Annotated in this window: 18 protein-coding genes; 14 read left to right on the forward strand and 4 right to left on the reverse strand. The window is 58.6% G+C overall.

The window, feature by feature from the left end; genetic code table 11:
• Positions 1-62: 62 nt before the first annotated feature.
• On the forward strand, positions 63-1,646 hold the full coding sequence (locus J9788_RS08955) for an ABC transporter substrate-binding protein (RefSeq protein ID WP_182264279.1): 1,584 nt from the start codon (positions 63-65) through the stop codon (positions 1,644-1,646).
• Positions 1,647-1,709: 63 nt separating this feature from the next.
• Here J9788_RS08955 and J9788_RS08960 read toward each other — a convergent pair whose 3' ends face one another.
• Entirely contained in the window at positions 1,710-2,978 is a 1,269-nt protein-coding gene (locus J9788_RS08960; protein WP_046896618.1) for an EpsG family protein, read from the reverse strand.
• Between the two features lie 97 nt (positions 2,979-3,075).
• Positions 3,076-3,858, reverse strand: coding sequence for an A24 family peptidase (locus J9788_RS08965; RefSeq protein WP_182264280.1), 783 nt, complete (start codon positions 3,856-3,858; stop codon positions 3,076-3,078).
• Positions 3,859-4,290: 432 nt separating this feature from the next.
• Here J9788_RS08965 and J9788_RS08970 point away from each other — a divergent pair, with 432 nt between their 5' ends.
• Positions 4,291-5,802, forward strand: coding sequence for a YchO/YchP family invasin (locus tag J9788_RS08970; protein ID WP_046896619.1), 1,512 nt, complete (start codon positions 4,291-4,293; stop codon positions 5,800-5,802).
• Here the strand turns inward: J9788_RS08970 and narL are convergent.
• Together narL and narX are read right to left on the reverse strand one after the other, a co-directional pair.
• A complete protein-coding gene (gene narL / locus J9788_RS08975) occupies positions 5,799-6,449 on the reverse strand; it encodes a two-component system response regulator NarL (RefSeq protein ID WP_033643446.1) in 651 nt (216 codons plus the stop codon). The two genes, J9788_RS08970 and narL, sit on opposite strands and share 4 nt — an antisense overlap.
• Positions 6,450-6,459: 10 nt before the next feature.
• Positions 6,460-8,244 (reverse strand): nitrate/nitrite two-component system sensor histidine kinase NarX, encoded by a 1,785-nt coding sequence (gene narX / locus J9788_RS08980; RefSeq protein ID WP_046896620.1) that lies wholly within the window; start codon positions 8,242-8,244, stop codon positions 6,460-6,462.
• A gap of 351 nt (positions 8,245-8,595) precedes the next feature.
• Here narX and J9788_RS08985 point away from each other — a divergent pair, with 351 nt between their 5' ends.
• The 12 genes from J9788_RS08985 (at position 8,596) to J9788_RS09040 (ending at position 24,263) form a co-directional block, all read left to right on the forward strand.
• Positions 8,596-9,990 (forward strand): NarK family nitrate/nitrite MFS transporter, encoded by a 1,395-nt coding sequence (locus J9788_RS08985; RefSeq protein WP_182264281.1) that lies wholly within the window; start codon positions 8,596-8,598, stop codon positions 9,988-9,990.
• Positions 9,991-10,761: 771 nt separating this feature from the next.
• Positions 10,762-11,661, forward strand: coding sequence for a helix-turn-helix domain-containing protein (locus J9788_RS08990; protein ID WP_182264282.1), 900 nt, complete (start codon positions 10,762-10,764; stop codon positions 11,659-11,661).
• A gap of 178 nt (positions 11,662-11,839) precedes the next feature.
• Positions 11,840-12,802, forward strand: a complete 963-nt coding sequence (locus J9788_RS08995; RefSeq protein WP_046896623.1) for an NAD(P)-dependent oxidoreductase — start codon at positions 11,840-11,842, stop codon at positions 12,800-12,802.
• A 173-nt stretch (positions 12,803-12,975) separates the two neighbouring features.
• Entirely contained in the window at positions 12,976-14,025 is a 1,050-nt protein-coding gene (gene wecA / locus J9788_RS09000) for a UDP-N-acetylglucosamine--undecaprenyl-phosphate N-acetylglucosaminephosphotransferase (RefSeq protein WP_182264283.1), read from the forward strand.
• 45 nt (positions 14,026-14,070) lie between these two features.
• On the forward strand, positions 14,071-15,204 hold the full coding sequence (locus J9788_RS09005) for a polysaccharide export protein (protein WP_089191921.1): 1,134 nt from the start codon (positions 14,071-14,073) through the stop codon (positions 15,202-15,204).
• 27 nt (positions 15,205-15,231) lie between these two features.
• The gene (locus J9788_RS09010) at positions 15,232-17,403 is read left to right on the forward strand and encodes a polysaccharide biosynthesis tyrosine autokinase (RefSeq protein ID WP_046896625.1); all 2,172 of its coding nucleotides are present in this window, start codon (positions 15,232-15,234) and stop codon (positions 17,401-17,403) included.
• A gap of 4 nt (positions 17,404-17,407) precedes the next feature.
• Positions 17,408-18,697 carry a flippase gene (locus tag J9788_RS09015; RefSeq protein WP_033643437.1) on the forward strand — a complete coding sequence of 430 codons (1,290 nt, stop codon included), beginning with the start codon at positions 17,408-17,410 and terminating at the stop codon, positions 18,695-18,697.
• Positions 18,687-19,535, forward strand: a complete 849-nt coding sequence (locus J9788_RS09020) for an ATP-grasp fold amidoligase family protein (RefSeq protein WP_046896727.1) — start codon at positions 18,687-18,689, stop codon at positions 19,533-19,535. The genes J9788_RS09015 and J9788_RS09020 overlap by 11 nt, the downstream gene beginning before the upstream one ends.
• A 134-nt stretch (positions 19,536-19,669) precedes the next feature.
• Entirely contained in the window at positions 19,670-20,575 is a 906-nt protein-coding gene (locus tag J9788_RS09025) for a glycosyltransferase family 2 protein (RefSeq protein WP_046896626.1), read from the forward strand.
• Between the two features lies 1 nt (position 20,576).
• Complete coding sequence (locus J9788_RS09030; protein ID WP_182264284.1) at positions 20,577-21,632, forward strand: glycosyltransferase family 4 protein; 1,056 nt, start codon at positions 20,577-20,579, stop codon at positions 21,630-21,632.
• Positions 21,633-21,642: 10 nt separating this feature from the next.
• Complete coding sequence (locus J9788_RS09035) at positions 21,643-22,386, forward strand: glycosyltransferase family 2 protein (protein ID WP_046896628.1); 744 nt, start codon at positions 21,643-21,645, stop codon at positions 22,384-22,386.
• Entirely contained in the window at positions 22,383-24,263 is a 1,881-nt protein-coding gene (locus J9788_RS09040; protein ID WP_182264285.1) for a carbohydrate-binding protein CenC, read from the forward strand. The genes J9788_RS09035 and J9788_RS09040 overlap by 4 nt, the downstream gene beginning before the upstream one ends.
• The last annotated feature ends 1 nt before the right edge of the window (position 24,264 follow it).

The following is a 24,264-nucleotide window of genomic DNA, read 5'->3' on the forward strand; positions in this document are numbered from 1 at the left end:
GTTAATTCTTACCCCCTACACTCGCAAAACAACGCAACCGCGTGATTGTGGAGAGTGTATCGATGAAACGGTTAATCCCAACCTTATTGTATGGCGCGCTGGCGACCGCTTTCGGCGCGCAGGCCGCCACCCCGCCGGATACCCTGGTGGTGGTCAGTTCGCTGGAGGGCATCATCAGCCTCGATCCGGCGGAGAGCTTTGAAACCGTCAGCTCGGCCAATCTGGTCAATCTCTATCAGCGCCTGGTGGCGCCGGATCGCGGTGCGCCGCAAAAGTTGGCGCCGGACGCCGCCGCCCGTTGGCAAGCGGGCGCCGATGGGCGCAGCCTGATCTTTACCCTGAAGCCGCAGCAACGTTTCGCTTCCGGCAATCCGCTGCGTCCCGAGGACGTGATTTACTCACTGGTGCGTGCGGTGAAGCTGAACAAGGCGCCGTCCTTTATTCTCGCTGAGTTTGGCTGGACGCCGGATAACGTCGAGCAGCAGCTGAAGAAGATCGGGGATAACCAGGTGCAGCTCAGTTGGTCGGCCAACATCGGTAGCGAGCTGGCGCTGCGGCTGCTGACGGCGAACGTGGCCTCGATCGTGGATGAGAAGCTGTTGAGCGAACACGCGCAGCAGGGGGACTTCGGGAACGCCTGGCTGCGCAACCATTCGGCCGGCGGCGGCCCGTATCGGGTGAATAACTATGTGCCGCATGAGGCGCTGCTGTTTGGCCGCAACGACTACGCGCCGTCGCCGGCCCGGTTGAAAACGGTGTTATTCAAGAACGTCAGCGACGCCGGCACCCGCCGTTTACTGTTGCTGAAGGGGGATGCCGACGTGGCCTACGATCTGGGCGCCGACCAGTTCGACTCGCTGCGCAAGGCGCCGGGCGTGCACATTGAGCAAGCCGATGCGCCCAAGGTGTATTACCTCGGTTTCAATACCGGCAGCAAAGACAACCCGGCGCTGGGCAATCCGGCGCTGTGGCAGGCGGCGCGCTGGCTGGTGGATTATCAGAGCATCGCCGAACGGTTGCTGAAAGGGCAATATCGCGTGCATCAGGCCTTCTTGCCGCAGGGATTGGACGGTGCGCTCAACGAGCGGCCGTTTAAGCTCGATGTGGACAAGGCCAAACAGATCCTGCGCGATGCCGGCATCGCTGAGGGCACAAGCATCAGCCTGATCGTCATCAACCAGCCGCCGTATACCGACATCGCGCAGGCGCTGCAGGCCAGCTTTGCGCAGGCTGGGCTGCGGCTGGACATTCATCCGGTGGTGGAGAGCGACCTGTGGGGCAAGATGCGCGGCCGCGATTTCCAGGCGATCTTCACCTATTGGGGCGCCGACTATCTGGATCCGAACACCAACGCCAGCGCCTTTGCCTATAATGTGCCGGGCGGGCCGAAGACCCTGGCCTGGCGCACCCAGTGGAGCATTCCCGCCATCAGCGCGGAAACGCGTGCGGCGGCTGCGGAAGGCGACAGCGCAGCGCGCAGCGCACGTTACGCCGCGCTGCAACGGGAACTGCAGGCCAGTTCGCCTTATGTGCTGGCGCTGCAGGGGCAAACGCTGGTGGCATTACGGGACAATGTTGAAGATGCCCGGGTGGATATCGCCAACAGCATGCTGTATCTGGATCGGGTGAATAAAACGCAGCCGTGAACGAAAAATGCCCCCTCGCCGCCGAGAGGAGAAGGGGGCCTGGCCGGTGTTAACGCGGCGAGCTCACCACGGCGTGCCGGCGAGATTCAGCTTATTGAGGATTGTCGGCAGGCTGTCGGTCACCAGCGCCTGCAGATCGCCGTACCAAAACTGCTGCACGCCGACCTGGTTGATATACAGATAGGACGCGATGCCCAGCGAGAAGCATAGCAACGTTAGCAGCACTCGGCTTACCGCGTCTTTCAGATTGCCGCATACCATCACCATAAAGATCAGCACGAAGATCATCATGTTGAATGAATAGCGGTTGGCCACCTCTTCAAAGCTGATGGTGGCGAAGAACACCGCGCAGTTATAAAGGAACATCAGGCGCACGGCATAGGCGGCTTGTACAAACTGAGGCGATGGCGTGCGGAACTTGTAGCGGGCGAATTGATACAGCGCCTCCACCACGCCGACGTACAGCAGCGTGATTTGGATTTTGCGCACCGGGTTATTACCGAAGTCGCCGCTGACGTAGGCTTCGGCGCGCGAGGCCACAAAGTCGTTGCCGACGACGGCGATCAGTTTAGGCATCAGCACCGCGCCGCCGAGGTAACAGGCGGCGAACAGCGCCAGCACCGGCAGGGTGCCCACGGTGCGCCAGCGCGCGGGCAGCAGCAGATAGGGCAGAAACAGGAAAGCGGAAAAATGGCTGAAGGACGCCATCACGATCCAGAGCAGCATGCGGCCGCGGTGCTGTTCCGACACGGCCAGCACCAGGAAAGAGAGCGCCAGCCCCTGCCGCAACAGGTTGCCGTACAGCCCCTGGAAATTGTACTGGCAGCAGAACAAAAACAGGATCACGGCAAAGTAAGTGCGCGACAGGCGGTAAACGCCCAGCGCCAGCAGCGAAAAGCTGATAAGGAAGAAGGCGGCGAATGCGCCATTACCGACGCCAAACCAGGTGGCAGTCAGTTTAAACAACAGGTGCGAGACAAAGTCGGTGCCGGAAAACTGCGCCAGCCAGTCCATCAGGCCGTAGCCGCTGTACTGCTGCATCTCAAGGTAGTAGTTCACCTTGTCGTTCATCACCGGCTCGAGGTTCTTCGTCGCCAGCGGCACCGCGGATATCACGGTCAGCAGCAGGAAGGCGGTGAGACTCAGCACGCGATCGGGTTGCTGGCGCAGCAGCATAAAGGCGGCGATCAAGCCGCTGCAAATCACCAACGATAAATAGGGGGCGAACCAAACGCCTGTGATGGCGACGGCGCCCAGCAGCAGCCATTGCACGGAAGAATGCGCCTGTTCGCTGTCGGGAAGGGCGGCGAGTGGCCTGACCGGGTTTTGCATGGGATGCTCCATGGCGTGATCCAGCTGGGGAACATAACACCGGGGTCTAAAGGGACACAGTGAGTTTTGGTGAAATAGGCAAAATTTCACCGGGTTATCATCCCTGGCCGGCAGCGGAAAAATGGCCGTCGGCGAGGCTGGGTAAAAACGGTGCGAAACGCGCAGAACCGCGTTCTGCCTCGATTTCATATGGGGTTGATGCTGTGAAATAAATGAAATTCCACTGCGGGCCAGGTGAACCGGGACCGGTCAGCAGGCATAGCCAGCCGGCCGCCGCTAACCCGATACCGAACGGTTGCGGCGTTCGCCAGGCACGGCGGTTGTGCAGGCCACGCGCCAACGCGACGCCCAATCCGAACGCCGCCGCCAGAAAGACCAGCAGCGGCAACATCGTCCAGCCGAGCCAGGCGCCCAGCGCCGCCAGCAGTTTGAAATCGCCCTGGCCGATGCCGTTACGCCGCCGCGTCAGCCGGTAGAGCGCATTGAGCAGCCATAACGCGCCGTAACCGGCGATGGCACCCAGCACGGCGTCTTCTAGCGGCGCCCAGCGAGCGTCAAGATTGCACAGCAGCCCGCCCCACAGCAGCGGCTGAGTCAGTCGATCCGGCAGCCACCGGTGGCGCCAGTCCAGCCAGGCCAGGGCGATCAGGATCGCTGTGGCCGGCGCTAACCCCCATCGAGGCGCTGCCGCCAGGCTCAGGGGCAGCGTCGCCAACGCCAGCCCCAGGGCCGTCAGCAGGGGCCCCTGAAGGCGCAACCTCTGCGGGCGGCCGTTGACGCCCTCCACGCGTTCCAGCCACGTGATGAGCGCGAAGGCAATCAGGCCCGCCGACAGCAGCGCGGTGAAAAACAGCGCGTGCCACAGTAAAGAAAGCAACATCCAGACTCCGTCAGGCGTAAAACAGACGGCTAAAATAACGGCAAAATGCTGATTTCATCAGGAGAAAACGCAGTTGGTTGTGAGGAATGCGCAGGCGTTCGCATCGCCAAGCTGCGTATTGCAGGGGTATACAATGCCCTGCGCGGTGGCGCGCAGCAGTGGCCGCTGCGCTTTTTATCGGCAAAATCGGCGCTAAAATGGCGTGAATTCAGCGGGCGACCGGAATGGGGCAGTAAACGGCATTCGGTGACGGCGTCACTCAGGCGTGATTGGGGTTTATCCTATTGTTTCTGCTCGTCAAGCCGTTAGGCTATGAGGATATAGGCGCCCCCGCCGGGCTGGGGGCGTGAGGTTTTTCAGCGCTGTCGCGGGAATGGCGGCGGCAAAGCAGTGGGTTGGCGTGCTCCAGGAAGGAGGGAAGCCAACGGTGTCATGAAAGACGTCATTCAGGCAGTACTCATCAAGACTAAAAAACGATCCTGGCGCCGACGCCAGACGGCGTGGCTGGCCGGGCCGCTGGTGTGGCTGGCCGGCGCGGCGCCCGCGTGTGCCGAATCCCCACCGGCGCCGGACAGCGTTATCTCTTCCGAACAGGCCGGCGCAGATCCGGCGGCGAACTTGCCCGAACTGGGCGGTGCGCCCGACGACGCCGCACGCGAGAAGCAGTGGGCCGAGATGGCCAAACAGCTCGGCGAAAAAGATCTGAACAACGTTTCACGTCAGCAGATGCGCAGCCGCGCTGAAGATTATTTGCTGGGCCAGGCGACCGACGCGCTGCAGCAACAGGCGCAAGAACTGTTGTCTCCGTTGGGAACCGCCCGGCTGTCGCTGAAGATGAACGGTGAGGGCGATTTTACCGGCAGCAACGGCCAGCTCTTCAGTCCGTTGTACGATGTCGACGGGTTGTTGACCTACAGCCAAATCGGCTGGCTGCAGCAAAGCGCTGGGGCGCTCGGCAATGTCGCACTGGGGCAACGCTGGATCGCCGGTGACTGGCTGCTGGGTTACAACACGGCGCTCGACAGCGATTTCGCCCGGCAACGCAATCGCGGCAGCGTGGGGGCGGAAGCCTGGGGGGACTACCTGCGTTTCTCCACCAACTATTACTATCCGCTGTCGGCGCTGTCGCAACAGCCCGGCGATGGGGTATTTTTCAGCCGTCCGGCGCGCGGTTACGACATCACGACGCAGGGCTATTTGCCGTTCTATCGCCAAATCGGCGGTTCGCTCAGCTATGAACAGTACCTGGGCGAGAATGTCGATCTGTTCGGCAGCGGCAAAAAACAGAACGATCCGCGCGCGATGCAGCTGGGGCTCAACTATACCCCGGTGCCGCTGGTGACGATGAAGGCGTTGCATAAGATTGGTGCGGGCGGGCAGAGCCAGGATCAGGTGGAATTGGCGCTGAGCTACCGGCTCGGGGTGCCGCTGGTCAAGCAGATTTCGCCGGAGTATGTGGCGCAGGCCAAGTCGCTGCGCGGCAGCCGCTACGATCCTGTCGAACGTAAAAACGTGCCGGTGCTGGAGTTCCGCCAGCGCAAGACGCTGCAGGTGTTCCTGGCCACACCGCCGTGGAGCCTGCAGGCGGGGGAAACCGTGCCGCTGGTGTTGGAAATCAAGGCGTTGCGCGGGATTTCTCACGTCAGCTGGCAGGGGGATACGCAGGCGCTGAGCCTGACGCCGCCGCACAATGCCAACGACCCGCAGGGCTGGACGGCGATCGTGCCGCCGTGGGATGACACCCCGGGCGCCGCCAACAGCTATCGGCTGTCGGTCACGCTGGAGGACGACAAACAGCAGCGCGTGACGTCCAACTGGATAGAACTGAAAGTGGCGCCGCCGCTGACGGCGACCGCCGGTGATGAAGCGGATCAGCTGCCGATCCAAACCCTGACGCCGCCGCCGATCCCGGCGCAAACCGGGCCGCTGTACGGCGACGATTAACCGTTTTTACCCTGCAGCACCCACACGGCGGCCTCGACGCGGGATTTAAGCTTCATCTTTTTCAGCAGGTGTTTGACGTGTACCTTGACGGTGCTTTCAGTGATGGTCAGGCGGCGGGCGATAAGCTTGTTCGGCAGCCCCTGGGCGATCAGCTTCAGGATATCCCGTTCGCGCGGCGTCAGTTGCTGAATATCGCGCTCGGCGCTTGGGCGGTTTTCCCGCAGGCTGGCGGCGAGGATCGGCGTCAGCGTTTCGCTGAGCACCATCTGTCCGGCCGCCGCCTGATGCAGCGCCTTCAGCAGATCCTCCGGCTCCATGTCTTTCAGCAGATAGCCGTCGGCGCCGCGCTTGAGCGCGCTGACGACGTCGTCTTCATGGTTGGATACGCTGAATACCACGATGCGCCCCGACAGGTCGGTCTGGCGCAGGCGATCCAGCGTTTCCAGCCCGTTGATGCCGGGCATGTTCAGGTCGAGCAGGATCAGATCCGGATCGTGCTGCTCCGCCAGCGCGACCCCTTGTTCACCGTTGCTGGCCTCGGCGATGACCTGCAGGCGAGCGTCCATGCCGATCAGCTGTTTTACGCCGTTGCGCAGCATGGGGTGGTCGTCAATCAGTAAGATGGTGGCGGCGGTTTCTGTCGTCATGATGTCTCCGTTAGTCGATGGCGTGGTTATCCGGCGTGAAGCTGACCCGCACCTCGGTGCCGCCGCCGCTGCGCGGTAAAATGTCGCAGCGGCCGTGCAGGCTCTTGGCGCGATCGCGCATGATGATCAAGCCGTAATGGTCGGGGCGAGAGGTCTCGGCCGGCAGGCCGCGTCCGTTGTCGCATACGCTCAGGGTCACTTCGCCGCGTTTATTGATGACCTGAATGCTTACCTCGCTGGCAGCGGCATGCTTAAGGATGTTGCTGAGCGCCTCGCGGGCGATCTGCAGCAGGTGTATGGCCTGATAGGCCGGCACCGTGCGCGGCCCCAGCTGATAATCGAGGCTGATGGTCAGGCCCAGTTTGGGGTTGAACTCCGCCACCGTCGATTGCAGCGCCGCCAGCAGACCCGGTTCGGTCAACTGCAGCCGGAAGGTGGTCAGCAGTTCGCGCAGTTGGCGATAAGCGCCGTTCAGCTCTTCACGCATCTGTTGCACCAGCGCCTGGCTGGCGGAAGAGAGCGTTTCCCCCTGCATCTGCAGACAGGCGATCTGCATTTTCAGGCACGAGAGCGATTGGGCGATGGAGTCGTGCAGCTCGCGGGCGATCGCCGCCCGCTCCTCCATCAGCATCAGCTGCTGCTGGTGGTCGACCTGACGTTCGATGGCCAGCACGCTGGTCAGCTGTTCCACCAGGGTATTGATCAGTTGGCGATGTTCATCGTTCAGCGGTTGCTGCGGCGCATGTTGCGCTACGATCACGCCGTAGTCGCCGAGCTTGTCGCTCAGGCTCCAGCTCAGCGACGGATTGTTGGGATGCTGGCGGTCACTGTCGTTCAGGCAGGCGCTGCACACCGGGTTATGGCAATGCTCCGGCCTTAGCGGTTGGTTGCCGCTCAGCTGCAGCAGCGGTTCCCGGCTGTCGTTTTCATACAGCCGTACCTGAATGGCGCGCAGCGGCGTCAGGGTTTGCAATTGGTTGAGCAGCGGCGTCAGGCGACTGCACAGCGGCTCGTTGGCGTGCAGCTGGCGGCTGGCGCGATAGAGGAAGCTCAGCACCTGATTTTTCTGCTGCAGGTCGGCGGTCTTCTCGGCCACGCGCTGCTCCAGCCCGCTGTAGGTGGCCGACAGCTCGTCGGACATGGTGTTCAACGCGCCGCCGAGCGACGCCATTTCATCCTGATGGCCGCGCTGCGCAAAGCGGCGGCTAAAATCGCCGCGGCCTACCGCCAAGGCCATCTCCACCAGTTGCCGCCAGGGATGCAGCAACCGGCGCCGCAGGTAGTAGGTGGTGCCGATCAACAGCAGCAGCGTCAGCGCGATAAAACCGGCCTGCACCAGCGTCACCATCAGCAGGCGGCGTTCGGTTTGCCTGTCGATATCCGACACCAGCTTATCCAACAACCGCACGAAGTGCGCGACCTGGGGCGAGGCGTCGGCCGGCTGCTGCGCGCTGCGCAGGCGAGGTTGCAGCGTCTGTTGCCAATAGTCGCGCAGGGCGTTGAAAGGCTGCGTCAACCCTTCCTGCTCCACCGAACGCTGCAGGTCGGGGCTGTTTTCGTCGCGCTCCAGTTCCCGGATCAGCGCTTCGTGCCGTTCATCCAGCGGCACCTGCGCCAGCAGCCGGTAGCTTTGCATGCGCAGCGAGCCGGCCTTGTTGATGGCGTGCGCGTTGCCCTGAATGCTTTGCGACATCCAGGCGGAAATCCCCATGCCGGCCACGCCCAGCATGCCCGACAGCAACATCAGCAGGGCGACCTGATTCACGATCGAAAGCGGGGCCAACAGGCGTTTCATAAGTGCGGATTCCTGGCGTTTGGCGCCGCTGAAGCTCAGGGGCGAAGGCGGCGATGGGGCTAAACAAGTCACGATTCAGCCGTATTTTTGATTATCCCTGCGCATAACCCCATACCTCGAATGAAGTACCCATTAGTTTCCAGGGGGGCGTTGAGACGGCAAGAAAACAAAAGTGATAGTGATTAGTTTGTTGATTTAAATAGATTTAATTTTTGGTTAGGGCGTACCCCTAAGGGGATGAGGGCGCCATTTCCGCCGCCAACTACTTGCATGCGGGTTGATATACATCAACTTTGCCGTCGGGGCCGCCCCCTAGGGTGTGCGGAATGATCCCCCGTGTCTGAGGTTTTTATGTCGCAACTTGCAACGCCTTCATCAAAGAAAACCGGTACGCTGATTCAGGACTGGCGCCCTGAAGACAGCGCTTTTTGGCAGCAGCGTGGCCAGCGCATCGCCACCCGCAACCTGTGGATTTCCATTCCCTGTCTGCTGCTGGCCTTTTGCGTCTGGATGCTGTTCAGCGCCGTTGCGGTTAACCTGAACAAGGTCGGCTTCAATTTTACCACCGACCAGCTGTTTCTTCTGACGGCGCTGCCGTCGGTCTCGGGCGCCATTTTGCGCGTACCGTATTCCTTCGTGATCCCGCTGTTTGGCGGCCGTCGCTGGACCGCCATCAGCACCTGTTTCCTGCTGGTGCCCTGCCTGTGGCTCGGGTTTGCGGTGCAGGACAGCAGTACGCCGTACAGCGTGTTCGTCATTATTTCCCTGCTGTGCGGTTTCGCCGGCGCCAACTTTGCCTCCAGTATGGCCAACATCAGCTTCTTCTTCCCGAAAGCGCGTCAGGGCGGGGCGTTGGGGCTCAACGGCGGGTTGGGCAATCTGGGCGTCAGCGTCATGCAGCTGGTCGCGCCGCTGGCGATTTCCTTCAGCCTGTTCGGCCTGTTTGGCGGCACGGCGCAAAACCAGGTGGAGGGGGGCCAGCTGTGGCTGGAAAACGCCGCCTGGATCTGGGTGCCATTCCTGCTGGTCGGCACGTTGGCGGCCTGGTTCGGCATGAACGATCTGGCGGCGGCCAAGGCATCGCTGCGTCAGCAACTGCCGGTGCTCAAGCGTGGGCATCTGTGGATGCTGAGCCTGCTGTATCTCGCGACCTTTGGCTCTTTCATCGGTTTCTCCGCCGGCTTCGCCATGCTGTCGAAGACGCAATTCCCCGACGTGGTGATCCTGCATTACGCGTTTTTCGGGCCGTTCCTGGGGGCGCTGGCGCGGCCGGTCGGCGGCGCGTTGTCTGACCGTTTCGGCGGTGTGCGGGTAACGTTGATCAACTTTGTGGTCATGGCCGTTTTTGCCGCGCTGTTGTTCCTGACCTTGCCGAGTGCGGGCGAGGGCGGGTCGTTCATCGCCTTCTACGGTATCTTTATGGTGCTGTTCCTCACTGCGGGGCTGGGTAGCGGATCGACTTTCCAAATGATCGCCGTTATTTTCCGCAAAATTACCGTCGATCGCGTTAAAGCGGCCGGCGGCAGCGATGAAAGCGCGCAGCGTGAGGCGGTAACCGATTCCGCCGCCGCGTTAGGCTTTATCTCGGCGATTGGCGCCGCCGGCGGCTTCTTCATTCCGCAGGCTTTTGGCACCTCACTGGCGCTGACCGGTTCACCTGCGGGCGCGATGAAAGTGTTCCTGGTGTTTTACATTTTGTGCGTCGTGATCACCTGGGCGGTGTATGGCCGCAAGAAAAAAGCCTGAGTGTCAAACGACTTTCTCTATCCCTCCCGACAGGGGAGGGATATTTCGTTCATACCGAAAGTTCTCTCTTCTCCTCCTCAGTGAAATTTTCTGCCTTTAGGTAAAATTCTCACCCCCGCTTGCCGTTTTTTTCTTTTTTTATAGTTATATCTCTCAATGTATGAATCCTTTCTCACAAAAGGTTTATATTATTCACGCGGTTTTTTCGTTTTGTTGAGCGTGTTCTTACTATTAAACAATTAATGCTTTTTCCAGCGTTTAAATGAAATTGCTTAGGAGAATACCTAATTGATGTGCGTATTATAAAATCAGCAATAGGGTTTTGTCTTAGATGCTGCGCCCGTTGGATGGAATGAAAGCCGGAGTTAAATCAGATAACTCTCATTCTGTTTTTTCCGTCTTTTTGTAGTCTATCTGACGTTCAGATTAGGTGGAAAAACAGAATGAATTCAGGGCGCGGAATGAAATTTCACAATTTCATTCGATTAACAATCAAGCAGCGCCGTTAGTTTTTTCTTTCTAAATCAAAGAGGTGCTAGTTTGAATTTTACGGTAGCCAGGAAAGAAATCCATGTTGCCAACAGGGAAATAGAGTCGTTTGGATAAACGGAACATCCTGAATAAGGCTTAATGTAAAAAATGAAATCAGAAAATTTTTATAAAAGCCAATATCCGATGAATGCAACCTGTTGAGTTTACATTTAATTTCTTGAACATTTTTTGATATTTCTATACAAAGTGTGCAGGACAGGCACGCTAAGGAAATTAAAAGTGAATCTTGATAAAAGAATAAAGATTAGGAATCTCGATGTTCTGACTCCTGCCGGGGAGAAATTCCGTCTGCGTTGGAAGGAGTATCAAATTCTTTCGCTGCTTGTCGCCAGATCCCCCGAGCTGGTTACCCGAACGGAAATTATAGAAAATATCTGGAAAGGAACCTATTGTTCAGATTCGACGATAAATCAAACAATTAAATCCATTCGTCAGAAAATTAGCGATTCGGAACACACGCTTATCAGAACCATTCCACGCTTGGGTTACAAGGTGGAAAATCAAGCGGCTTTTCACTTTATATCTGAAGATGAAGACTACGCCGATGATGATATATTAAACGGAAACAATGATATTGACGTTGATATTCAAGCGGAACTTTCTGAAAGTGAAAATGAATCGCCTGTAGCCAACGACGAGAAAATAGTTAAGCCGCGCAAATCGACCCTCGTTTCTGCGCCTGTTGCGGCGATGGATTCCTCTCAAGATCCGGCACATGAAAAGAAGTCGGTATCCGTGCGCCGCTTTTTCAGCGTGCCTGCCAGTCGCGTGGTGAAATACCTGACGGTGTTCGCCTCGTTACTGGTTATTTCACATTTTTCATATGTCCTGGGCAACCAAACCCGTCCGCCGGTGATCAATGATATTCAGAACAACACGCGCGTGGTGTTGACGCTGACGCTGAATAATCCCCATACCAACAGCCCGCAAACTTTGTTCTGTCTGTACCAGGGAGAGAACATGGATCAGGCCACCATCGAATGTGTCGATCCTAAGCAAGGCCAGCTGAAATTGCCGGTAAAATATGAGACCTCTTCCTCCACCGGTAAAGGTCGGATTAATCTCATATTGCCGAATAAAACCTTGCAATATCAAGTTGCTTACGATGTTAAAAATTAGCGCTGAATGAGGTTTTATCTATAGCGATAATTTTACATTTGATGAAATCTTTTATTTCATTATTTGTTATTTGAAAGCCAGGTTCGATTTGTCCAGTCTGGAACTCATTACCTAACGCGTATTAGCGCCTGTCCCAATCGGGTGACGGGAATAATGAGAACCTGCTGAGTGACAAATTATGGATAAGCGTAAAGTAGCTATTATCGGGGGTTCCGGTTTTATCGGAACACGCCTGGCGAAACGTCTCAGTAAGCGCGATGATCTGACATTGGTCATCGTCGATAAGCAACCCAGTGCACATTTTCCATCCCTTTATCAGTATGGCGATGTGACTCAACCCCAGACGTTGCAAGGACCGCTGGCGGGTTGTGACGCCATCATTAATCTGGCGGCGGAGCATCAGGACAATGTCGATCCCATTTCGCTCTATTATCAGGTCAATGTCGAAGGCGCACGTCATGTCTGCATGACCGCCTCTGCATTGAATATCCGCCAAATCATTTTCACCTCCTCGGTCGCCGTTTACGGGTTCGTCAAGCAGGAAACCGGCGAAGAAGGGCGTTTCGAACCTTTCAACCATTACGGCAAGTCCAAGCTCGAGGCGGAATATGTTTATGAGGCCTGGCGCAAGGCAGACGCCGCAAATAAATTGACCATCATCCGTCCGACGGTGGTGTTCGGCGAAGGCAACCGCGGCAACGTGTATAACCTGTTCCGCCAGATCGCCAGCGGCCGTTTCGTGATGATTGGCAGCGGCAATAATATGAAGTCGATGGCTTACGTCGAGAATATTGCTGCACGGCTGGAGCATGCGTTGGATCAGCAGTCCAGTTATCAGGTCAGCAACTATGTCGATAAACCGGACTTTACGATGAATCAGCTGGTCGACGTTATTTCCTCTTCATTGGGCAGAGAAAATAAGACGATTCGCATTCCTTACGCCTTGGGAATATGCGGTGCAACCGCATTGGATGTCGTGAGTAAAATAAGTCGCAAGAAATTCCCAATCAGTCGCGTCAGAGTGCAGAAATTCTGCGCCAGAACGCAATTTAAAAGCAATGTGCAGAATAATTTCGTGGCGCCGGTCGAACTTGATTTGGCAATCGAAAGAACCATTAAACATGAGTTTTCTGATAGATAACTTAATCGCACGCTGACGTTATTTCGATATTTTCGCTGACAAGCGGATAAATCTGCATTTTCAGGATTAGTGCATGCTGACTTATATCCTGGCCGGATCAATTTTGTTTTTGTTAATAGCGCATTGGGAGCTGTAACTCAAGGGCGGTAGCGTGCTTATTCGCTGGAGGAACGATGTTATATCAACTGAGCGTGATATTTGTGCTGGCGGTGGCGTGGGTGCTTATTGCCCGCCGCGCCGCCTTGGTGGTGGGGTTAGTGGATAAGCCCAATGCGCGCAAGCAACATCTGGGGCATATTCCGCTGGTCGGCGGCATCGCCGTGTACCTGACGCTGATGCTGATGACGCTGTGGCAACCCGCCTGGCTGCCCGAAAGCACGATCTACCTGCTGTGCATAACGGCGCTGGTGGTGTTGGGCGTGCTGGATGACCGCTTTGATCTGCCCGTGGCGCCGCGCGTCATGGTGCAGGGAGGGATCGCGCTGGCGATGATGCTGGCGGCAGGGATGCAACTCTCCTCGCTGGGTTATGTCTGGGGGCATCAGGAAGTGATGCTCGGCTATGGTGCGTTGCTGCTCACGCCGCTGGCGGTATGGGGAGCGATCAATGCCTACAACATGGTGGATGGCATCGACGGGCAGTTGGGCGCTTTGTCCTGCGTCACCTTCGTCGCGCTGGCCATCGTGTTCGGGCTGGGCGGCCGGGAAGACCTGGCGCTGTGGTGTCTGGGCATGATCGCCGCTCTGGCGGCTTATCTGCTGTTCAACCTGAGTCTGTTCGGTGCGCGCAGCAAGATCTTTATGGGGGACGCCGGCAGCATGGTGATCGGCTTCAGCGTGCTGTGGCTGGTGTTGCTGGCGACCCAGGGACCGCAGGCGGTGATGCGCCCGGTTACCGCGCTGTGGCTGATCGCCATTCCTCTGATGGACATGATGACGGTGATGGTGCGCCGCCTGCTGCGCCGCCAAAGCCCATTCAAAGCGGGGCGCGATCATTTGCACCATATTCTGATGCGTCGCGGACTGAATGCGCGCCAGGCGCTGGCGATGAGCACCATGCTGGCGGTGACGCTGGCCTGCATCGGCATCTGCAGCGAAGTGCTGAAACTGCAAGAGAGTTTGATGCTGGTGGCGTTTCTGCTCTGTTTTTGCGGCTATTTTGCCCTGTTGCGCGAGCCCCGTCAGGCGACGGTGTTCAGCGATAATCCGACCGTCGGCCGTTAATCCCCTTACGGGCTGCGGCGGCAGCCCGTTTATCACGGTACTTCCATGAATTTTCATTTGCCTCTTTTGATGCCGTTGGCCTTTACCTCCGTGCTGTTGAGCGGGTGTACGGTGATTCCCGGCTCACATTTACCTACCAGCGGAAAAGCCGTCGTCGTGCAGCAAGACGACGGTTTCGATTTGAATAATCAGGTACAGGTCTACCGCATGTCGCCGATGTTGCTGCAGAAAATGCGGCGCGTAGAACCGGTCGCCCGGCCGAACCCGGCGCTGGATCAGCGGCTGCAGAACTATCAATACCGTATCGGCGTCGGCGACGTGTTGAACGTCACCGTCTGGGATCACCCTGAGCTGACTACGCCGGCCGGGCAGTACCGCAGCGCCAGCGACACCGGTAACTGGGTCCATGCCGATGGCACGATTTTTTATCCCTATATCGGGCGAGTGGCGGTGGTGGGCAAAACCGTCACCGAAGTGCGCAGCCTGATCGCCGGCCGTCTGGCGCAGTATGTGGAAAGTCCGCAGGTGGATGTCAGCATCGCCGCTTTCCGTTCGCAGAAGGCTTATGTGACCGGTGAGGTGAAAACCTCCGGCCAGCAGGCGATCACCAACGTGCCGCTGACCATTCTGGATGCGATCAACGCCGCCGGCGGCCTGACGGAGAACGCCGACTGGCGCAACGTGGTGTTGACCCATCAGGGCAAGGATCGGGCTATCTCGCTGCAGGCGCTGATGCAGCGCGGCGACATCAGTCAGAACGCGTTGCTGCAGCCGGGTGACATCCTTTACGTCCCGCGCAATGACGAACTGAAAGTGTTCGTGATGGGCGAAGTGGGCAAGCAAGCGACGCTGAAGATGGATCGCAGCGGCATGACGTTGACCGAGGCCCTCGGCTCTTCCGAAGGGATCAGCCAGACGGTCGCGGATGCGACCGGGGTATTCGTGATCCGGCCGAGCGGCGGCAAAACGCCGCAGCGGCTGGCGACGCTGTATCAGTTCGATCTTTCCGACGCCAGCGCGCTGGCGATGGGCGCTGAATTTCAGCTGCAACCTTACGACGTCGTGTACGTCACTGCGGCGCCGGTCGCGCGCTGGAACCGTTTGATCAGCCAGCTGGTGCCGACCATCAGCAGCTTTAACGATCTCAGCGAGGCTACCTTGCGCGTGCGCAACTGGTAAATCCGCAGGATGAATAAGGAACAGAAGATGAAGAACAATGCGCTGTCCGTGATGGTGGCCGAACAAGATGAAAAGCTGGAGTGGGAGCGTCTGGTAGGGCCGCTTTGGGATAACCGCTGGCGGATCGCCGTCGTGACCGGCGTGGCCGGCGCGCTGGGTGTCGCCTATGCCCTGTTGGCGACCCCGGTGTATCAGGCCACGGCGGTGGTGCAGGTGGAGAAACAGCTGTCCGGCGACTCGCTGCTGCGCGAAACGCTGGACAGCTCTATGGGGCAGAATTCGGCGACGCAGGATGAAGTGACGCTGGCCAAGTCGCGCTACGTGCTCGGTAAAACGGTGGATGCCCTTGGTCTGACGGTGCGCGTCGAGCCGGACTATTTCCCGGTATTCGGTAAAGGTTTTGCCCGACTGAGCGGCGAAAAGGCGCCGGTGCTGGACATCACCACGTTGACGACGCCGCCGGAAATGGAGGGCGAAGCGCTGACGCTGACGGTGCGCGATGGGCAGCATTACGAGCTGAGCCATGACGGCGCCAAATTGTTCAGCGGCGCGGTCGGGCAGCCGGTGGCGCAGGGCGGATGGAACATGGCCGTCTCGGCGCTGGACGCGGCGCCGGGCGCCAGCTTCACGGTGGTCAAAGTCGCGCGTCAAAAAGCGGTAGACGATCTGCGCAAAAACCTTGACGTGGTGCCGGGCGGTAAAGACAGCGGCATCATGACCTTTACGCTGCCGAGCGAAGATCCGCTGCGCGCCGAGGCGGTGCTAAAGAACATCACCGACAACTACCTGCAGCAGAACGTGGATCGCAAAACGGAAGAGGCGCAGCGAATGCTGGCGTTCCTGCAAGAGCAACTGCCGCAAACGCAAACCTCGCTTAACAACGCCGAAACCCAGCTCAATCAGTTCCGTCAGCAAAACGACTCGGTGGATCTGTCGCTGGAAGCCAAATCGGTGTTGGACACGCAGGTGCAGCTCGAAGCGCAGCTCAATGAACTGACCTTCAAGGAAGCGGAGATCTCCAAACTCTATACCCGTGCGCACCCGGCTTACCGGGCGCTGCTGGAAAAGCGCGCCACGCTGGAAGCGGAAAAGGCGCGGCTGGGCAAACAGGTGCAGACGCTGCCGAAAATGCAGCAGGAGATCCTGCGTCTCACCCGAGATGTGCAGGTGGATCAGCAGGTTTACATGCAGCTGATGAACAAGCAGCAGGAGCTGAGCATTAGCAAGGCCGGTACGGTAGGCAACGTGCGCATCATCGATGAAGCGGAAACCGCCATTCGGCCGATCCAGCCGCAAAAGATGCTGATCGTGCTGTTGGCGCTGCTGCTGGGCGCCGGGGGCGCCGCCGCGGTGGTGCTGTTGCGTGCGGCCTTCCACCGCGGCATCAATGATATCGATACGCTGGAGAAGCGGGGCATCAACGTCTACGCCACCGTGCCGCTGTCGCCGTGGCAGGTGAAGCGCAACCGCGAGCAGCGTCATCTGTTGCCCAAATCCGGCGGCCGGCGCCTGCCGATCCTGGCGGTGGCCGAGCCGACGGATCTGTCGGTGGAGGCAATCCGCAGCCTGCGCACCAGCCTGCATTTCGCCATGCTGGAAGCCAAAAACAATATTCTGATGGTCTCCGGCGCCAGCCCGGAAAGCGGCAAGAGCTTCACCAGTACCAACCTGGCGGTGGTAGTGGCGCAGGCCGGGCAGCGGGTGTTGCTGATCGACGCGGATATGCGCAAAGGCTTTCTGCATCGCTGGCTGGCCGAGGATGGACATCGCGGTTTGTCCGACATGCTGGTGGGCGACGTGATGGCGGAACAGGCGGTGCGAAAAACCGCCATCGCCAACCTGGACTTCGTGCCGCGCGGCCAGGTGCCGCCGAATCCGTCCGAACTGCTGATGCATCGCCGCTTCGCCGACTTCCTGCGCTGGGCCGGGCAAAACTACGATCTGGTGCTGATCGATACGCCGCCGATTCTGGCGGTGACGGATGCGGCGATCGTCGGTCATCACGCCGGCACCTCGCTGCTGGTGGTGCGTTTTGAAGTGAACACCGTCAAGCAGATCGAAACCAGCATGCGCCGTTTCGAACAGAATGGGGTGGCGATCAAAGGCGTGATTCTCAACGGCATGGTGAAAAAATCCGCCGCTGATGCGGGTTACTACGCCTTCGCCTATCCGAGCCATCAGGAAGAAAAGGTGCCGTAAGCGCATGAAAGCGATGCTGATGAACTCTTTGTGGTTAATGCTGGAGCGGGTATCGCTGAGTCTGTCGGGGATTTTCGTTTCGGTGTACGTCGCGCGCTATCTCGGGCCGGCGCAATACGGTTTGATTAACTACTTGCTGTCGGTGATCGCCATCGCCGTGCCGCTGGTGCAGCTGGGGGCGGACGCGGTGCTGTTCAACCGCGTCGCCAAACGGCGCCGGAGCGGCATGCGGCTGATGCTGGCTTCGATGCGCATCCGCCGCCAGCTGTTTGCGCTGATCGCGCTGCCGCTGATGGCCTGGACGCTGTTGACGCAGGATCGCACCAACCAAATCATGATGCTGCTGATGTTGATCAGCGCGTATTTCTCCGTGCAGGACGTCTACAAAATCTATTACGACGCGCTGCTGAAGTCGAAGTTGAACACGTTGATCAACAACGTCGCGCTGTTGCTGTCGATCGTGATGCGGCTCGGCCTGGTGTACGCGCAATTGCCGCTGGTGTGGTTTGCGCTGCCCTATGTGCTGAGCAGCCTGCTGCCTTATGCGGTGCGCTGGGTGCTGTTCCGTCGCGAGCAGGCGCAGATGCCGGCGATCAGCGGCAGACACAAACGGCGCTACGGCCGCTACCTGTTCAGCGTCGGCTTGCCGCTGGCGATCTCCAGCCTGTCGATCGTCATTTATACGCGCATCGATCAGATCATGCTGGGCAACTATTTGGGAGAACACAGCGTCGGGCTTTACAGCGCCGCCATCACGCTGAGCCAGGGGTGGGTATTCGTGCCCATCGCGCTGATCATGTCGATGATGCCAGGCGTGGCGAATGCCGGTTCGGAGCAGGAACAAGAGGCGCGCATTCGCCAGCTGTATCTGATGGTGCTGGTGCTTTCGATGCCAGTGATCGCGGTACTGTCGCTGTTTCCGCAGCAGATAGTCGCGCTGATGTTCGGCGAAAGTTACCGGCAAACGGCGACCATTTTGGCGCTGTGCTCGGTGACATCGCTGTTCTCGGTGATGGGAACGGTGTCTTACCGCGCCATCGTGCTGTTCAGCGGCTATCGGTTCATCGCCATCAAAATGCCGCTGGCGGCGTTGGCCAACGTGGTGATGAATTTCATCCTGATCCCGCGTTACGGGATCATGGGCGCGGCGATATCGACGCTGATCACGGAGTTTATTTCATTCTTTGTGCTCAACAGTTTTTTCAGAGGAGGAAAAATTACGCGTTTGCAGGTGACTTGCTATCGGTGTTTTCCGCAATTAATAGGGAAGGTACGAGAAATATATGTTAAATAATCTGGTGAAAGGGTTATACCGACGTATGCCCGATGCAATATATCATCAGTTAAAATACGCAATGTTTTTCCGCAAGGTGCCGCATCTGGCTCATCCGGTTGGGTACAGCGAAAAACTGATGCGTAGGAAAGTTTATCCACTGGCGATATATACGCAGCTATCCGATAAATATCGGGTGAGAGAGTATATCGAACAGCTATGGGGTAAAGAGTATTTGATCGATCTTTACGCGCACGGCAAAGAGTTTACGGAAGAGATGTATCAGCAGTTGCCCGAGTCGTTTGTGATTAAAGCCAACCATGGCAGTGGGTATAACAAGTTGGTATTTGATAAAAGCCAAACCGGTTATAACGAACTGCGGGTGTTGACCAACAGTTGGCTGCGGCAAAGTTTTTATCAGGTTTATCGCGAGCGGCATTATAAAGATATTCCACCTTGCATCATGGTGGAAAGAATGCTGATCGACGAAGGGCAAATACCGAACGACATCAAGATCCACTGTTTTAATCTTGACGGTGAGGTGCGCTTCTTTATTCAGATCGATTATCAGCGCTTTATCGATCATCGCCGCGATTTCTTTGATGCGGACTGGAACCGCACCGAGATCCGCATGGGCGTGCCGAACAGCGACGTGCCGATGCCGCGCCCCAGCGGGCTCAAGGAGATGCTGCGGCTGGCGCGCCAGGTGGCGGAACAATTCTCGTACGTACGCGTCGATTTTTATCAGGTGCAGGATCGCATTTATTTTGGCGAGCTGACTTTCACCCCGGGGGCCGGATTACAACGGCTGATGCCAGAAACAATTGAACAAGAATGGGGAGGGTATTTTCATACGTAGCTGAAACAGGCCGTTGGCTGCGCGTACTCGACCCGAGGCGGGGGGATAACCGGGCAGGGATATGCTGCGATAACAAACTTTTTCTCTGGCATCAGGCTGTACTCGCCAGTTGATAATAGCTTTTGAGGTATTAAATGGACTTATCAATTGTTATTCCCGCTTTTAATAATTCAAATCATCTCGCCGCCACGCTGGCGCGCATGACCCATTATTGCGCCGGTTTTGATTATGAAATCATCGTGGTCGATTATTCATCGGAAGCCGGTGAGTCGGAAAAGATACACGGACTGTTGGCGGCGAATCATCGCGCCCGGCTGCATGAAAGCCGGGTGCGCGGCAATATCGCCATCGCCTGCAATATCGGTTTTCGCCTGGCGCGTTCTGAGGTGGTTTTTTTTCTGGAACCGGAAGATATGTTTGGCACCAATTATATCATCCGGCGCTTGAGACGGCATGAGGACACGCGGATCGATATCGTGTTCGGCAATTACACCACGGTCAACGACAAGAACGTGCGCAGCTACGTGTTTAATTATCAAGAGGGCGTGGCCGGGGAAGATTTCTTATTTATCGAGATGGGAGATATTCGCACCTCGACCATCAGCGTACGCAAGAAACAAGACCGGCGTTTTTTATTTCCGGAGTTTCTGGCCCGTTACCAGGACTGGGGGTTTTTGGTCAACGCCACCAACCTGGGCGCACGGGTGGTTCACGATCAGGGCGGTGGGGTGTTCATCCGCTGCGGCGATGAGGATCTGAACCGCTGCCGATTGAACATCGACGCCAGCGAACGCTTTATCGACACCTATCTGCAGGCCAGCGGCCGCTATATCAGCGGCTTTGCCAGTAAACACCTGCTGGCTTCGCTGTACAGCGAAGATCTGCAGGCTTTCAACTACTACTCATCGCGCATGGAGCGCCACACCCTGAGCGGCAAATTCAAGGCGATCAAGCTGTATGGCGACTGTCTGGCCAGGCTGGGACTGTTTCCATTGGGGGGGAGGCTGCTGCGCACGGCCCGCGAGGGATTACGGAGGTGACATGCAACCGCGGAAAATCGCAATTGTAATCGAAGACATCGGCGGCAAAGGCGGCACCGAACGGGTGGCCAGCAGCCTGGCCAATGCGCTGACCACCCGCTTCGGCCACCAGGTCGAACTGATATCCATCTGCGGGGATCGGGCGTTCTATCCGCTGGAGACGGCGGTGACGCTGCGCTTCATGCGCGGCAAGACGCTGCTCTGGCCGTGGCGCCTGGCGCTGTCCTTACGCCGCGGCCGCTATGACGCCATCATCACCGTCTCGATGGGGAAACTCTCGGTGATCATGGTGCCTTACCTGCGGCTGTTATGTCCCGGCAGCCGGTTGGTGCTGAGTGAACATGTCAGTTTCCACCAGTATCCGTGGCCGATGAAGTGGCTGAAGGTGCTGATCTACCGGCTGGGCGATCGCACCGTGCTGCTGACGCAAAAAGATCTGGCGAATATCGGCCGCTGGGTGCCCGCCCGCAAATGTCGGGTGATTGAGAACGTGTCGCCGTTTCCGCTGCGGGCGCCGCATCCGGAACAGCAACGGCCGGTGGCGCTGGCGGTCGGCCGACTGTGCCACCAGAAAGGCTTCGACCGGCTGATCGCCGCCTGGCGACAGGTGGCGCAGCAGGCGCCGGAGTGGCGGCTGCACATCGTCGGCGATGGCCCGGATCGGGCGGCATTGCAACGGCAGATCGCCGATTACGGGCTCGACGATCGGGTGCAGCTGCTGCCGGCCACCGCCGATATCGCCGGGCATTACCGGCAGGCGAGCCTGTTGCTGATGACCTCTCGCTACGAAGGCCTGCCGATGGTGCTGATCGAAGCCATGAGCTTCGGCCTGCCGCTGGTGGCTTTCGACTGTCTGACCGGCCCGGCGGAGCTGATCGACGATCGCGAAAACGGTTATCTGGTGGCGGACGGCGACGTCGACACCTTCAGTCAGCGCGTCCTGGCGCTGATCGGCGACGGCGAACTGCGTCGCCGCTTCTCCCACCGTGCGTTGGAAAAGGCGCAGCGGTTTGTGCCTGAACGTATTTACCCCCAGTGGCAAGAGCTTATCGTCTGAGGTAATCATCATGGAAAAAGTGTCCGTCATTATGCCGGCTTATAACGCCGCCGGTTTTATCCGCGAGTCGATCCTTGGCGTATTGAATCAAACTTATCAGGACTACCACCTGTATGTGATTGACGACGCCTCCACCGACAACACCGCCGAGGTGGTCAAGCCGTTCATTCACGATCGGCTGACCTACATCCGCAATAACGTCAATCAGGGGGTGGCCGAAACGCGCAACATCGCCATTGAGGCGGCGCGCGGCGACTACATCGCGTTTTGCGACAGCGACGATGTTTGGCACCCGAATAAGCTGGCCCGCCAGGTCGGCATCCTTAAAACCCAGCGTTACGACGTGGTCTGCTCGCACTATTACACCTTTGAGAATGACCTGGCGCAGGTGAAAAATTACCGCGGCGCCGGGGAGATCATCGCCTACCGCGACATGTTGAAAAGCAACTGGATCGGCAACCTGACCGGCATGTACAACCAGCGTCGGGTCGGCAAGGTCTACCAGCGCAAGGTCGGGCATGAAGACTACGTGATGTGGCTGTCTATTCTGGAGCGCGCGCGCAATCGCCTGGCGTACTGCATTCCGGAGCCGCTGGCGTTTTACCGGCTGTCCGCCAATTCGCTGTCCGGCAACAAGATCCGCGCGGCGGACTGGCAGTGGCAGATCTACCGTCGTCATCTGGGGCTCTCTTATCAAAAATCCTGCTACCTGTTCTTCTCCTACCTGTACAGCGCGGTGATGAAAAGACAATGACCAGCAAAATCTTGAACGCAGCCTGCGTGCTGATCGGATGCGGGCTGGCGGCTCAGGCCGGGGCGGCGGGCTGCGAGACCAATCTGCTGACCAACCCCGGCTTTGAGCAGGGACAGACGGGCTGGTCGCTGCCGCCGGCCAAGGTGGTCTCCGGCGGCCGCAGCGGCCGCGCCAGCCTGTACTACAGCAATCCTGACCCGGCGGAGTATCACCAGATGCTGCAAACGCTGCAGGTGAAAGCAGGGCAGACGATCGCGTTCGGCGTGTGGGTGCGCGGCGATAACCTGCGCGGCAAAGGCGATCAACCGGGCGCCGGGGTGTACGTCGAAAGCTATGACGCCAAGGGGCGCCACCTGGCCGGCAGCTACCCGCAAGGCCTGCTGGGCAGCAGCGGTTGGCAGCCGGTGGAGGGCAGCTTCACCGTGCCGGCAGAGGCCACCACCACCGTACTGGGGCTGTATATGCGCAAGGGCACTGCCGGCAACGCCTGGTTCGACGATGCTTACGTCTGCAGCCAGCCGACGGCGCCGGCGTTGTATCAGATGCGCGCCGGTGGGCAATCGGCCTCCAGCCTGATCGAAGTGCAGCAGCCTCAGGAAGTGCAGGTGGAAAGTACGCTGCTCGATAGCCAACGCACCGCCGTGCGGCAGGAGAGCCGCCGCTACCATGTCGCCGAGCGTCAGCGCGTAGAGTTCTCGCTGCCGGCCAACCTGGCCGCCGGCGAGTACCGCCTGCAGCAGCAGGTGACGGACGTGGCGTCGAAGCACAGCCGGAGCAGCGAAATGCCGGTCAGCATCGGCGAGGCGCCGCCGAAAGTGGCGCTGGACGAGCAGGGCTATACGCTGCGGCAGGGCAAGCGCTTCTTTCCGCTGGGCATCTACATGTACGGCAACATGGCGACCGATGAACATCTGGCGCGCATCCGCGACGCCGGTTTCAACACCGTGCTGAATTACAACTACGGCACAGGGCGCGACCCGTACGCCTATTTCCGCAAAACGCAGCAGTACGGGCTGCAGGTGATTTTCTCGCTGAAGGATTTCTACCCCGGCCTCGACTCTGCGCCGAAAACGCGCCTGAGCTACCCGCAGCTGACGGCGTCTTATGTGGAGAAGTTTAAAACTCAGCCGAACCTGCTCGCCTGGTACATCAACGATGAGCTGGCGCCGAAGTACGCGCCGCAGATAGAGCAGATGCATCTGCAGGTGAAGCAACAAGACCCTGACCATCTGACCTTTCAGGCGCTGAATCAGACCGGCGCGCTCAACGCCTATTTCAACAGTTCCGACGTGTTGGCCAGCGATCCGTATCCGGTCGGACGCGATGCCGATATGACGCGCACGCTGGAATACTCGCGCCTGACGGTGCAGGTGGCGCGTCAGGCGAAGGGCGCCTGGCTGGTGATGCAGATCATGGATCACGCCGCCTATGAGCCGCACCGCAAACCGCGCCAGCCGAGCGAAGCGGAGATCCGCAACCAGGCCTGGCTGGGGCTGATCGGCGGCGTCAAAGGGCTGCTGTTCTACTCCTATACCGACCTGTTCTACAAGCGCCGCAGCGGCGATTTCAACCAACAGGAATTCGACGGTATCTGGCAAGGGGTTGCCCGCGTGGCGCAACAGATCGACAGCTTCACGCCGTACCTGCTCTCGGGCGAAAGCGCGACGTTGTCCGGCAACAACACCGCCGTACCGGCGCGGCTGTTTATCGACGGCGAGCGCGGCCTGGTGCTGATCGCCAACCCGTACTATCGGCCGATGGCCGCCCGTTTTGACCTGCCGCCCGGCTGGCGCTGGCAGGGGCAGCCGCAGATCGACGCCAAATTGCCCGCGGTGGGCAGCAGCGCGCTGTGGGTGCAACGAGACACTAATCAATAAG

It is taken from the genome of Serratia sp. X10 (assembly GCF_017811775.1).
In the GTDB taxonomy this organism is placed as follows: domain Bacteria; phylum Pseudomonadota; class Gammaproteobacteria; order Enterobacterales; family Enterobacteriaceae; genus Serratia; species Serratia ureilytica.